Annotated in this window: 9 protein-coding genes and 5 pseudogenes; 10 read left to right on the top strand and 4 right to left on the bottom strand. The window is 48.2% G+C overall.

Features of this window, described 5'->3' with window-relative positions:
* Positions 1 to 26: 26 nt before the first annotated feature.
* Both mmuM and BV11031_RS17160 read right to left on the bottom strand, forming a co-directional pair.
* Positions 27 to 974, bottom strand: a complete 948-nt coding sequence (mmuM, locus tag BV11031_RS17170; protein WP_010331422.1) for a homocysteine S-methyltransferase — start codon at positions 972 to 974, stop codon at positions 27 to 29.
* Between the two features lie 125 nt (positions 975 to 1,099).
* A pseudogene (locus BV11031_RS17160) lies at positions 1,100 to 1,408 on the bottom strand (alanine:cation symporter family protein); the annotation flags it as partial.
* Positions 1,409 to 1,412: 4 nt separating this feature from the next.
* Here BV11031_RS17160 and BV11031_RS17155 point away from each other — a divergent pair.
* The 9 genes and pseudogenes from BV11031_RS17155 to BV11031_RS17115 form a co-directional block, all read left to right on the top strand.
* Positions 1,413 to 1,514: pseudogene (locus BV11031_RS17155) on the top strand (transcriptional regulator); the annotation flags it as partial.
* A 224-nt stretch (positions 1,515 to 1,738) separates the two neighbouring features.
* Positions 1,739 to 2,665, top strand: coding sequence for a 5-dehydro-4-deoxyglucarate dehydratase (gene kdgD / locus BV11031_RS17150; RefSeq protein WP_010331420.1), 927 nt, complete (start codon positions 1,739 to 1,741; stop codon positions 2,663 to 2,665).
* A 32-nt stretch (positions 2,666 to 2,697) separates the two neighbouring features.
* Complete coding sequence (gene gucD, locus BV11031_RS17145) at positions 2,698 to 4,164, top strand: alpha-ketoglutaric semialdehyde dehydrogenase GucD (RefSeq protein WP_010331419.1); 1,467 nt, start codon at positions 2,698 to 2,700, stop codon at positions 4,162 to 4,164.
* A gap of 84 nt (positions 4,165 to 4,248) precedes the next feature.
* A complete protein-coding gene (gudP, locus tag BV11031_RS17140) occupies positions 4,249 to 5,616 on the top strand; it encodes a glucarate transporter GudP (protein ID WP_010331418.1) in 1,368 nt (455 codons plus the stop codon).
* A 36-nt stretch (positions 5,617 to 5,652) separates the two neighbouring features.
* On the top strand, positions 5,653 to 7,020 hold the full coding sequence (gudD, locus tag BV11031_RS17135; protein WP_010331417.1) for a glucarate dehydratase: 1,368 nt from the start codon (positions 5,653 to 5,655) through the stop codon (positions 7,018 to 7,020).
* Positions 7,021 to 7,089: 69 nt separating this feature from the next.
* On the top strand, positions 7,090 to 7,791 hold the full coding sequence (locus tag BV11031_RS17130) for a FadR/GntR family transcriptional regulator (RefSeq protein WP_010331416.1): 702 nt from the start codon (positions 7,090 to 7,092) through the stop codon (positions 7,789 to 7,791).
* A gap of 91 nt (positions 7,792 to 7,882) precedes the next feature.
* On the top strand, positions 7,883 to 9,415 hold the full coding sequence (gene garD, locus BV11031_RS17125) for a galactarate dehydratase (RefSeq protein WP_026014589.1): 1,533 nt from the start codon (positions 7,883 to 7,885) through the stop codon (positions 9,413 to 9,415).
* A 328-nt stretch (positions 9,416 to 9,743) separates the two neighbouring features.
* Positions 9,744 to 10,274 (top strand): annotated as a pseudogene (locus tag BV11031_RS17120) (response regulator transcription factor); the annotation flags it as partial.
* Positions 10,265 to 10,420 (top strand): annotated as a pseudogene (locus tag BV11031_RS17115) (ABC transporter permease); the annotation flags it as partial. The pseudogenes BV11031_RS17120 and BV11031_RS17115, both read left to right, overlap by 10 nt.
* On the opposite strand, the pseudogene BV11031_RS23045 reads toward BV11031_RS17115, so the two are convergent.
* Both BV11031_RS23045 and BV11031_RS17110 read right to left on the bottom strand, forming a co-directional pair.
* Positions 10,381 to 10,472 (bottom strand): annotated as a pseudogene (locus BV11031_RS23045) (hypothetical protein); the annotation flags it as partial. The pseudogenes BV11031_RS17115 and BV11031_RS23045 overlap by 40 nt on opposite strands.
* Positions 10,473 to 10,675: 203 nt before the next feature.
* Positions 10,676 to 11,062: a DUF2512 family protein gene (locus BV11031_RS17110; RefSeq protein ID WP_010331411.1), complete on the bottom strand. Its 387-nt coding sequence runs from the start codon at positions 11,060 to 11,062 to the stop codon at positions 10,676 to 10,678.
* A gap of 110 nt (positions 11,063 to 11,172) precedes the next feature.
* Here BV11031_RS17110 and BV11031_RS17105 point away from each other — a divergent pair, with 110 nt between their 5' ends.
* Positions 11,173 to 12,408 (top strand): serpin family protein, encoded by a 1,236-nt coding sequence (locus tag BV11031_RS17105; RefSeq protein WP_010331410.1) that lies wholly within the window; start codon positions 11,173 to 11,175, stop codon positions 12,406 to 12,408.
* Positions 12,409 to 12,424: the final 16 nt, after the last annotated feature.

Genomic DNA, 12,424 nt, shown 5'->3' with positions numbered 1-12,424 from the left:
TAGAATATACAAACAATTCCGATAAGTCAAGTTGTTTTTAAAGAGCGCGCCCAAGACGCAATTTCTTTGATATCTTCTGGTGTTGTCCGGCAGCAGCCTCCTATCAGCTTCGCCCCTTTTTCATGCCACGTGCGGGCGCTTGTTCCGTAAGGTTCTGCGCATCCTGCGCCGTTCCACGTTTTTGTCTTGGGGTCGTATTGCTCGCCTGAATTCGGGTAGACAATGATCGGTTTTGATGAGTGCTTTTTTAACTCCTCTATTAAAAAAGGGATATGCTGAAGCGGCGTGCAGTTGATGCCGAACGCCGCAATTTGGCGGTGCTCATCAAGCCATGACGCGCAGTCAGCGGCAGGTGTTCCGTCACTGATATGCTGGCTGTCTTTTGCGCTGAAGCTGATCCACGCATACGCTTCGGGAAATTCCTTCAGCAGCCGCGCAATCGCTTTTGCTTCGCTCAGACACGGGATCGTTTCGCATGCCAAAACATCAGCTCCGGCTTCGATCAGCGCCTTCATGCGGGGGCGATGGAATTCAACAAGTTCATCCTCTGAGATTCCGTAGTGGCCACGATACTCAGAACCGTCCGCAAGATAGGCGCCATAAGGGCCTACAGAAGCTGCGATGATCGGTTTCGGACGATTCAGGCGGTTTTCTTCAAACGCCCAAAATTCATCACGTGCTTCTGCTGCGATGCTGACGGACATCTCGATCAGACGGCGTGCTTCGGCTTCGCTCAGCCCGCGTGCGGCAAAGCCTTCAAACGTAGATTGATAGCTGGCGGTGATCGCACAGTCGGCGCCTGCCGCGAAATAATCAGTATGCACTTGTTTGATCAGCTCCGGCTCTTCCATCAGGATTTTGGCTGACCAGAGACTGTCGTTCAAATCACAGCCTTTGCGTTCAAGCTCAGTCGCCATGGCGCCGTCTAGCACAATAAGCGGGTATGTATCTAGTATGTGTTGGATAGGATTCATAGAATGTACCGATGCCTTCTTTCAGATTTTTTAAAAAAGATATGAAAATCGTAATGGAGGCTTGCGTGTTTGTCAATAAACGAAAAGGGAAAGGTGTTCAGCCCGTCTATCTGAACATCCTTTTTTTACGATATTTGTTTGTTGTGCGCGTCAGTCTGTGTGTCAGAAATCGGCCAGCATTCAATGCCATTGTGGTTTTTAAGCACATTTTTATAAAAGGCTGGGTCTTTGCCCGCTTTTTTCTGGCGTGTATAGTCGTGCAGCGCCGCAAAAACGACCTTTGACAGTAAGAAAATTGCTGTTAAATTCACGACGGCCATCAAACCAGATCCCAGACGAGCTGGACTTTGGCAACACAGCCACATACAATCATCCCCAGCACTTTTGTTTAAAAAACTGATATTGGTTTCGACATCATAATAGTTTCCGCTTAGTTACGAGCCTCTCGCCCCTGTGAGAGTCAATATGAAAAAATTCATTCACGTGTTCTTTTTGGAAGCGAAGCTTTTGCACGACACAAGGAAACAGAGACCTATATAAACAAAAACAGCCGTCCTGGCTGTTTTTTTGCTGTGTAGAAATACTGGCCGGACAGCGTTTTGCGGATTTTTTGGAAAATATCAGAAAATAAAGATATTGACTTATTGTTTATTTGTCTTACAATTAAACAAAAGGATAGAGGAAGGAGCGGGTGTGAAACCAAACTAACAATAAAAGCGCTTTCAGATAGGAGCTGTATACACAACTAACAGGAGGTTATGTGGATGAACCGAATCAGAAAAGCACCCACTGGCATTTTAGGTTTTCCGGTTGCGCCTTTTAACACACAAGGACAACTGGAGGAAGAAGCTCTTTTTCAAAACATTGAGTTTTTGCTGGAAGAAGGCTTGGAAGCTATTTTTATCGCTTGCGGATCAGGTGAATTTCAATCTCTCAGCCAGAAGGAATACGAGCAAATGGTCGAAGTTGCAGTCTCGGCAGCCGAAGGAAAGGTGCCGGTTTACACGGGGGTTGGCGGTAACCTCAGCACGGCGCTGGAATGGGCGCGCCTGTCGGAGAAAAAAGGCGCCGACGGCTACTTGATCCTCCCGCCGTATTTGGTGCATGGCGAACAGGAGGGGCTGTACCAGTATGCGAAAACGATTATTGAAAGCACTGACCTGAATGCGATTCTTTACCAGCGCGATAACGCCGTTCTTTCTCTTGAACAGATTAAGCGGCTGACCGAATGTGAACAGCTTGTCGGTGTGAAGGACGGGGTGGGGAATATGGATTTGAATATTAACCTCGTCTATACACTCGGCGACCGTTTAGGATGGCTCAATGGAATGCCGATGGCTGAAGTGACGATGCCGGCTTACCTGCCGATCGGGTTTCACTCTTACTCTTCAGCGATTTCAAATTATATCCCGCATATTTCCCGGATGTTCTATGACGCATTGAAAAACGGAAATGACGAGCTGGTGAAGGAGCTCTATCAGCATGTGATTCTGCCGATCAACGACATTCGCAAACAACGAAAAGGATACGCTGTATCTTTGATTAAAGCGGGCATGGAGATTATGGGGTTAAATGTGAGAAACACAGCCAGACCGCCTGTCGGCCCGGTTGAAAAAGAGCACTATCGGCAATTAGAGGCGATTTTGAAGCAGGCGGCTGACCGTTTTCCGAAAAAAGCCGCGACGGTTTGATGAACAGAAAAAACATGAAAGGGGCAATGGGCATGTCTGTAATCACGGAACAAAACACGTATCTCAACTTTATTAACGGAGAGTGGGTGAAGTCTGAGTCAGGCGATATGGTCAAGGTTGAAAACCCTGCGGATGTGAATGATATTGTCGGCTATGTACAGAATTCAACAGCTGATGATGTGGAACGGGCAGTCGCCGCCGCCAATAAAGCCAAAAGGGCTTGGAGAAAGCTGACGGGGGCCGAGCGGGGCCAATACTTATACAAAACGGCGGATATCATGGAACAGCGCTTGGAGGAAATCGCCGCCTGCGCAACGCGTGAAATGGGAAAAACACTGCCGGAAGCGAAAGGAGAAACGGCTCGGGGTATTGCGATTCTGCGCTATTATGCCGGAGAGGGCATGCGCAAAACGGGTGACGTCATTCCGTCTACTGACAAAGACGCGCTCATGTTCACAACCCGTGTTCCGCTCGGTGTGGTCGGCGTGATTTCTCCGTGGAACTTCCCGGTCGCGATTCCGATTTGGAAAATGGCCCCGGCATTGGTATACGGCAATACCGTTGTCATCAAACCGGCGACAGAAACAGCCGTTACTTGCGCGAAAATGATTGCCTGCTTTGAAGAAGCGGGGCTGCCGGCAGGGGTCATCAATTTGATAACAGGCCCGGGTTCTGTTGTCGGGCAGGGGCTTGCTGAGCATGACGGTGTTAACGCTATTACGTTTACCGGATCAAATCAGGTCGGAAAAATCATCGGGCAGGCCGCTTTAGCGAGAGGAGCCAAATATCAGCTTGAAATGGGCGGCAAAAACCCGGTCATCGTAGCTAATGACGCTGATCTGGAAGCTGCGGCTGAAGCTGTCGTTACGGGTGCCTTCCGTTCAACCGGCCAGAAGTGCACTGCGACAAGCCGCGTCATCGTGCAAAGCGGAATTTACGACCGTTTTAAAGAAAAACTGTTCCAGCGCACAAAGGATATTACGATCGGAGACAGCTTACAAGAGGATGTCTGGATGGGACCGATCGCCAGCAAGAATCAGCTTGATAACTGCCTGTCGTACATTGAGAAAGGCAAACAGGAAGGCGCTACTCTTTTGATCGGAGGAGAAAAGCTGGAGGACGGAAAGTATCAAAACGGCTATTATGTTCAGCCTGCCATTTTTGACAATGTGACATCTGAGATGACGATTGCCCAAGAGGAAATCTTCGGCCCAGTGATTGCCCTGATCAAGGTGGACACGATGGGGGAGGCACTGGACATTGCCAATGATGTGAAGTTCGGCTTAAGCGCATCCATTTTCACGAGAAATATCGGCCGAATGCTATCATTCGTTGATGAAATTGACGCCGGGCTTGTCCGAGTCAATGCGGAAAGCGCGGGAGTAGAGCTTCAGGCGCCTTTTGGCGGCATGAAACAGTCGAGCTCCCACTCCCGCGAACAGGGTGAGGCAGCGAAGGACTTTTTCACGGCAATCAAAACCGTTTTTGTGAAGCCGTAATGATGCTGGAAAGAGGCTAACGTCTCTTTCCCAGCTTTCTCACAGCCAGCATATGATTCTCTACTTTGAAAAGGAGAAGATACTATGAAAAAAGACTATGCGAATGTTTCACCGGCGGGCAAAAAAACGTCTGTACGCTGGTTCATCGTTTTTATGCTGTTTCTTGTGACTTCAATCAACTACGCGGATCGGGCGACACTTTCTATCACGGGAGATTCCGTCCAGCATGATTTGGGGTTGGACTCGGTCGCCATGGGATATGTCTTTTCTGCTTTTGGCTGGGCCTATGTTATCGGGCAGCTTCCGGGCGGCTGGCTGCTTGACCGGTTTGGTTCAAAGACTGTCATAGCGTTAAGCATCTTTTTCTGGTCGTTTTTTACGCTGCTGCAAGGAGCGATTGGTTTTTTCTCCGCCGGCACAGCGATTATCCTGCTGTTTGCCCTGCGTTTTCTGGTCGGCTTGTCCGAAGCGCCCTCATTTCCCGGAAACGGCAGAGTTGTTGCCTCATGGTTCCCAAGCTCCGAGCGCGGGACAGCTTCAGCCTTTTTTAATTCAGCTCAATACTTCGCAATCGTCATTTTTTCTCCTTTAATGGGCTGGCTCACCCACTCTTTCGGCTGGCATTCCGTCTTTGTTGTCATGGGTGCAGCGGGCATTCTTCTAGCTGTCGTCTGGCTAAAAACGGTATATGAACCGAAAAAACATCCGCAGGTGAATGAAGCCGAGCTTACGTATATCGAACAGGGCGGCGGGTTGATTTCCATGGATGACAGCAAAAGCAAGCAAGAAACAGAATCGAAATGGCCGTATATCAAACAGCTGTTAACGAACCGCATGCTGATTGGCGTATACATCGCGCAATATTGCATTACGACTCTCACCTATTTCTTTCTCACATGGTTTCCGGTATATTTGGTTCAGGCCCGCGGCATGTCTATTCTTGAAGCTGGGTTTGTCGCTTCTCTTCCGGCGCTGTGCGGATTTGCCGGCGGCGTGCTTGGGGGCATCGTGTCAGACATCTTACTCAAAAAAGGCCGTTCGCTGACCTTTGCAAGAAAAGCGCCGATCATTGTCGGCATGCTGCTGTCTTGCAGTATGATCATCTGTAACTATACAGATTCAGCGTGGCTCGTCGTCGTCATTATGTCACTTGCGTTTTTCGGAAAAGGGTTCGGCGCATTGGGGTGGGCTGTCGTGTCGGACACGTCTCCGAAAGAGTGTGCAGGATTAAGCGGCGGTTTGTTCAACACGTTTGGGAATATTGCCTCGATTACAACACCGATTATCATCGGCTACATCGTAAGTGCCACAGGATCTTTTAATGGCGCGCTCGTGTTTGTCGGCGCGAATGCGGTTGCGGCGATCCTTAGCTATTTGCTGCTGGTCGGGCCAATCAAACGGGTCGTGTTAAAGAAACAAGAGCAGGGCCCCGATCAATCATTGCCTATCTAACATTTATGAAAGCGCTTTATAAAAGGAGGAAAATAGATGAGTTCATCACTACAAGAGCAGGTTCAAAAAGAAAAGAGATCGAATATTCCTTCAATTTGTGAGATGAAGGTGATCCCTGTTGCGGGACATGACAGTATGCTGCTGAATTTGAGCGGCGCGCATAGCCCATTTTTCACCCGAAATATTGTGATCTTAACTGACACCAGCGGAAATCAAGGTGTCGGCGAGGTGCCCGGCGGAGAACAGATTCGCCGCACACTGGAGCTGGCGGAGCCGCTTGTTGTCGGAAAATCCATTGGCGCGTACCAGTCGATATTGCAAACGGTCAGAAAGCAGTTTGCCGACCAGGACAGAGGAGGACGCGGCATCCAGACGTTTGATTTGCGCACCACGGTACATGCCGTCACAGCGCTGGAAGCGGCTTTATTAGATTTGCTCGGAACGTTTCTTCAGGAACCGGTCGCGGCTTTGCTGGGTGAAGGAAAACAGCGTGATGAAGTGAAAATGCTCGGCTACCTCTTTTACATCGGCGATCGAAAGCGGACGACCCTGCCATATCAAAGCGATGAGCAGTCAGATTGCGGGTGGTTCCGTCTCCGCCATGAGGAAGCGCTGACCCCAGAGGCCATTGTACGTCTTGCTGAATCCGCGCAGGAGCGCTACGGCTTTCAGGATTTTAAGCTGAAAGGCGGGGTGCTGCGGGGGGAGGAAGAAATCGAAGCTGTCACCGCATTGGCGAAACGTTTTCCAGAGTCAAGGATCACCCTTGATCCGAACGGGGCGTGGTCATTAGAGGATGCGATTGCATTATGCAAAGGCAAGCATGATGTGCTCGCGTATGCGGAAGATCCGTGCGGGGATGAAAACGGCTATTCCGCCCGAGAAGTAATGGCTGAATTCCGCCGAGCGACAGGCCTTCCAACTGCGACAAATATGATTGCGACCGACTGGAGGGAAATGGGTCACGCGATCCAGCTTCACGCGGTGAATATTCCGTTGGCTGATCCCCATTTCTGGACGATGCAGGGTTCGGTGCGGGTTGCGCAAATGTGCCATGATTGGGGTTTGACATGGGGCTCCCACTCCAACAACCACTTTGATATTTCCCTTGCGATGTTTACCCATGTGGCAGCAGCAGCTCCGGGACGCATCACGGCGATTGATACCCATTGGATCTGGCAGGACGGGCAGCGGTTGACGAGACAGCCTTTTGAGATTGCCGATGGCTGTGTGAAGGTGCCGAATAAGCCCGGTCTTGGTGTTGACATTGATATGGAACAAGTGGAAAAAGCGCATGAGCTCTATCGAAAAATGAATTTAGGCGCCCGGAATGATGCGATCCCTATGCAGTATCTGATCAGCAACTGGGAGTTCGATCGGAAACGCCCGTGTCTTGTGCGATAAGTTTGATTGCAAATATTGTCATACCGGCTATTTTGTCTTACAATTGAACAACTGAAGGGAGAGTTGTTCGTGTACGAAGGTTTAGAAGATCTGAAAGTCGATACAGTCAATCGGAAAACATTAGCCAAGCAGGTCATTGAACGGATTGTCCATTTATTATCGAGCGGACAGTTAAAGGCAGGAGACAAATTGCCGACAGAAATGGAACTGATGGACATTTTGCATGTCAGCAGGCCGGTGCTTCGGGAGGCGCTAAGTTCACTTGAAACGTTGGGCGTCATTACGAGAAAAACCCGCGGCGGCACGTATTTCAACGACAAAATTGGCATGCAGCCATTTTCCGTCATGCTTGCCTTGGCCACTGATAATCTTCCGGCTATCATTGAAGCACGGATGGCGTTAGAACTCGGGCTCGTGACGATTGCCGCCGAAAAAATCAATGAGGATGAGCTTCAGCGTTTGCAGAAGACAATCGACGACATCGCCAACAGCACTGACAATCTTTATGGTGAAGCAGATAAAGAATTCCATCGAATTATTGCATTAAGTGCCAATAACCCCGTTGTTGAAGGGATGATTCAGTCCCTCTTGATCACCCACGCGAAAATTGACAGCCAAATTCCTTACAGGGAGAGAGATGTAACGGTCGATTATCACAAAAAAATCTACGATGCACTTGCTGAAAGAGACCCTTACAAAGCGCATTACCACATGTATGAGCATCTGAAATTTGTCCGTGACAAAATTTTGAAAGGCATGAATGAGAAATAATTGTAGAGACAGCCGCAGTTGAACCGAAAAAGCTGCGGTTTTTTTGAACCGGTTTAGAAAACGCTTACTATGATATGAGGAGTGATTTCATATGGTGATGAACCTCAGACAGAATCAAGCGCCCCTTTACATCAAAGTGAATGAAACAGATAACACGGCGATTATTGTCAATGATGGAGGACTGCCAAAGGGCACTGTTTTTTCATGCGGGCTCGTACTTGAAGAAGATGTCCCTCAAGGCCATAAGGTGGCCTTAACCGACCTGAATCATGGAGATGAGATCGTGCGTTACGGGGAGGTAATCGGATTTGCCGATGAGACGATCAAACGCGGGAGCTGGATAAGGGAAGCCCTCGTAAGAATGCCCGCTCCTCCGGCTTTAGATGAACTTCCTCTCGCAAACAGAGTGCCGAAGCCGCTGCCGTCACTTGAAGGCTACACGTTTGAAGGGTATCGAAATGCAGACGGCAGTGCCGGGACGAAAAATATTCTCGGTATCACCACAAGTGTTCAATGTGTGGTTGGTGTTTTGGATTATGCGGTTAAACGGATCAAAGAAGAGCTGCTGCCGAACTATCCAAACGTCGATGATGTTGTGCCGCTGCATCATCAATACGGATGCGGCGTGGCGATCAATGCGCCCGGTGCTGTCATTCCGATCCGCACAATTCAAAATCTGGCGAAGCATCCGAACTTCGGTGGCGAAGTGATGGTCATCGGATTAGGATGTGAAAAGCTTCTCCCGGCAAGAATCGCTTCTGAGAATCCTGATGACATCCTCTCACTCCAAGATCACCAAGGTTTTGCGGCAATGATTCAATCCATTTTGGATATGGCGGAGGAACGGTTAATCAGGCTGAACAGCAGAACCCGTGTGACCTGTCCTGCTTCTGATTTGGTCATTGGCCTGCAATGCGGCGGCAGTGACGCGTTTTCAGGCGTGACAGCGAACCCTGCCGTAGGGTATGCGGCTGATTTATTGGTTCGAGCAGGTGCGACGGTCTTATTTTCTGAGGTGACAGAGGTGCGGGATGCCATTCATTTGTTAACGCCGCGGGCGGTCAGCGAAGAGGTCGGACAATCGCTGATCAAAGAGATGAAGTGGTATGACAGCTATCTCCGGCGGGGAGACGCAGATCGAAGCGCAAACCCGTCACCAGGCAATAAAAAAGGCGGGTTATCCAATGTGGTGGAAAAAGCGTTAGGCTCGGTAGCCAAATCGGGCACAAGCTCCATCTCCGGCGTGCTCGGACCAGGTGAAAAGGCGGAGCAAAAAGGCCTGCTGTTCGCGGCGACACCGGCAAGCGATTTCGTGTGCGGTACCCTCCAGCTGGCGGCAGGCATGAATCTGCAGGTTTTTACGACAGGAAGAGGAACACCGTACGGCCTGGCCGCTGCTCCGGTGCTGAAAGTATCGACGCGGCATTCATTATCAGAGCATTGGGCGGATTTAATCGATATCAATGCCGGACGAATCGCGACAGGAGAGGCCAGTATTGAAGACGTAGGCTGGGAAATCTTCAGAACGATTCTGGAGGTGGCTAGCGGCCGTAAACAAACGTGGGCGGACCGTTGGAGCCTTCATAATGATTTGTGCTTGTTTAACCCTGCTCCAGTGACTTAATTCATTTTTTAAAAGTGGAATAATGTAAAAAATGGTGACTGGGATAAAAATAGCGAAGGGGTCCATGATGGGCTAAAAACGAAATCGGAACACAGCAAGCCGCCGGCATAACAGTGGGAGAGCCTGCCTTGACATCTCGATGACAGGCTTCACTTATTCAAGGCATTGGTTTCGAGCAAGTCTTCATTTTCATAACAGGTATGGGATATAGAAAAAAAGGAAAAGTTAATAATTTTTGCAAAACACACACGTTTTTCCATTACAATATGTGTAATCACGTGTGTGTTTTTTGATTTTGCAAAGGTTAGGTGAGAAGATGCAGCGCATATTGCTTGTGGAGGACGACCATTCCATCAGTGAAATGGTGGATCATTATTTAACAAAAGAAGGCTTTGAGATGGTGCATGCTTTCGACGGAGAAGAAGGCATCCGGCTGTTTCGCCAGGACTCATATGATTTGATTCTCCTTGATATCATGCTCCCGAAGCTGAACGGCATGGATTTTCTGAAAATCATTCGGGAAAAAAGCAACATTCCGGTGTTGATGATTTCTGCAAAAGACGGAGAGGTGGACAAAGCATTGGGACTGGGGTTTGGGGCGGATGATTATATCGCCAAACCGTTTTCGATGATTGAGCTGACAGCCAGAATAAAGGCTGCGATACGGCGGGCGACGCAATATTCGACGGAGGAACCGGCTCAGAATAAGATGATCCGGATTCACCAGCTTGCGATCGATACAGACAATGTCTCAGTTTTGAAAAATGGGCAGCCGCTTCAGCTAACGTCAACAGAATGGCAGCTGCTGTGCCTATTTGCGGCAAATCCTAAAAAAGTGTTTACGAAAGAACAAACATTTCATCTGTAGTGATTGTGATGCTCATCAGTTCAACAAGTCCGGGCTTCTCCATTTCGTCTGTTGTGTATATCCCATTATCTTTGGCAGCTTTCGGTTTGTTTTTTTCCTACATGGCAATCAGGAACGCAGACAAGCAGGATGCGTAAACAAAGGCGCCCCTTATAAAAGGCCGATGCTATCAGCACCGGCCTCAGCGTGTCGACAAACCCTCGCATTCGTTGTCAGGCCTGCGCGTCGGTGCTCACGAATTCCTACATTCGCTGTGCTCCGATGCTCGTCCTTCCTAGACTTCAAGGGTTTTCAATCACGCTGATAGATGACAAAGACATAAAACAAAAACCGTTTTATGTCTTTGTCAACAATCTAAGGCCGGTGCTATGCTATCAGCACCGGCCTTTCGATTATGAATCTGTTCTTGTTTCAAGATAATGCTTCTTGCCAATCTCTTTGCTCATCATATAGAAATGGAAGCAATATTCACCGATTGCCATAGCGACCGCGGCAAATAAAGCCGCCAATGCAACTTCACCGCCAGTCATACCCATAGAGAGCGGCATGCCCATCAGCCAAATGACGAGAAAAGCCAGACCAAAATCAGCTAACGTTGCAATCATATTATTCCATCTCGGCAAGATATAAAGATCGCCCAGCAAATAAGAAATAATCCCTAACACAAGTGTTATTAAGAGCGTATCACCAAACGTGTAACCAAAACCCAGACCCAGCACGAGATACAACACAATGATTGTCATAATACCTTTAATCGCGAGTGCTTTCACATGTGTCATTCCAAAAGACCTCCTTCTATATTTTGATTTTGTTATGTATGATTCCTCAAATGCAGAAAGTTAAACCATAAATTGCGTTTTACAGTCCATATAAGGGAGTGAATGTTTTTATGAAGGGAAAAGTGATGACCATTTTGCTGACGTGTATGTTTTTCGGAGGCGGGTGCAAGTCTGCTGAAGAACCCGCATCATCTGCTCAATCATCTCGGCTGCCTGCTTCTTCTAAAAACAAAGCTTACGATATTCATGAGGGTTTTGTTGAAGCAGAGCGTTCATTCGGATTCGATTTGTTCAGAAATATGTCAGACCATGGCAGGTTAATGGATAATCTGCTGATTTCTCCATACAGCTTACAGCAGGTGCTGATAATGACAGCAAATGGAGCGGCTGGAGATACAGCAAAAGAAATGAAAGCTGCCCTATACTTGTCGGACATTCAAGACAGCGTTATAAATGAGTCATCGTTTGCGCTCTTGAAAAGGTTCGAATCTTTGCCTAAAGGTGATCTGCTGACTGCTAATGCCATATGGTCAAGGCTTGAAGCTAAGCCAGACTTTAAACAAACGATTAAACAATTCTACTCAGGCAGTGTCTTTAAAATGGCTGATAATATTCACACCGCAAAAAACTCGATCAATCAGTGGACGGCTCACCAAACAAAGGGACATATTGACGATATAGCGGATCGTCTTTCACCGGAGGCTGTTTCGCTTTTGATAAACGCCGTCTATTTTCAAGAAAAGTGGTCGCTGCCGTTTGACCGGCACGTGACCGCTGAGGAGCTGTTTTTTCTGCCTGACGGCTCGAGCAAAAAACTGCTGATGATGAAGCAGACTGCGCGCCTTGCTTACTTAGAAAATGAACTGTTTCAAGCAGTCAAGCTTCCATATGAAGATCAACACCTATCTTTCACTTTATTTCTGCCAAAGAAAAAAACGGCTTCTTTCATGTCTCTATTTTCAAATCAAAGTGTAAAAGAATGGGACAATTCATTTCAGCCCAAAGCAGTGAAATTGAGTATGCCCCGGTTCACATTGAATGGGAGTTATCAGGTAAAACAGGCTCTTCGCGAGATGGGGATGGAATCCGTCTTTTCCGCTGCTGACTTTTCCAACATGTTTACTGAAGGCCGCGGGGTAACAATTGATGATGTGAATCACCATACTTTTATCAAGGTGGATGAATCAGGAACCGAAGCCGCGGCTGCCTCTTCAGTGGAAGTTATTGAGAGGGGACTGGCCCCAGACGTTACCTTGAGGGCCGACCGCCCATTTTTCTTTGCCATTACTGATGAACAAACAACAAGTCTTTTGTTTTTAGGCTTTGTCGCGAATCCGAATGAATAAATTTACAAACTTCTCC

This window comes from Bacillus vallismortis (assembly GCF_004116955.1).
In the GTDB taxonomy this organism is placed as follows: domain Bacteria; phylum Bacillota; class Bacilli; order Bacillales; family Bacillaceae; genus Bacillus; species Bacillus vallismortis.
Note: the sequence above shows the minus strand (reverse complement) of the source record. Positions and strands in the feature narration are given on the sequence as shown.

Excerpts from the sequence above, each read along its gene's own strand:
- mmuM (WP_010331422.1), bottom strand. The coding sequence starts at position 974 with ATGAATCCTATCCAACACATACTAGATACATACCCGCTTATTGTGCTA.
- kdgD (WP_010331420.1), top strand. The coding sequence starts at position 1,739 with ATGAACCGAATCAGAAAAGCACCCACTGGCATTTTAGGTTTTCCGGTT.
- gucD (WP_010331419.1), top strand. The coding sequence starts at position 2,698 with ATGTCTGTAATCACGGAACAAAACACGTATCTCAACTTTATTAACGGA.
- gudP (WP_010331418.1), top strand. The coding sequence starts at position 4,249 with ATGAAAAAAGACTATGCGAATGTTTCACCGGCGGGCAAAAAAACGTCT.
- gudD (WP_010331417.1), top strand. The coding sequence starts at position 5,653 with ATGAGTTCATCACTACAAGAGCAGGTTCAAAAAGAAAAGAGATCGAAT.
- garD (WP_026014589.1), top strand. The coding sequence starts at position 7,883 with ATGGTGATGAACCTCAGACAGAATCAAGCGCCCCTTTACATCAAAGTG.
- BV11031_RS17110 (WP_010331411.1), bottom strand. The coding sequence starts at position 11,062 with ATGACACATGTGAAAGCACTCGCGATTAAAGGTATTATGACAATCATT.
- BV11031_RS17105 (WP_010331410.1), top strand. The coding sequence starts at position 11,173 with ATGAAGGGAAAAGTGATGACCATTTTGCTGACGTGTATGTTTTTCGGA.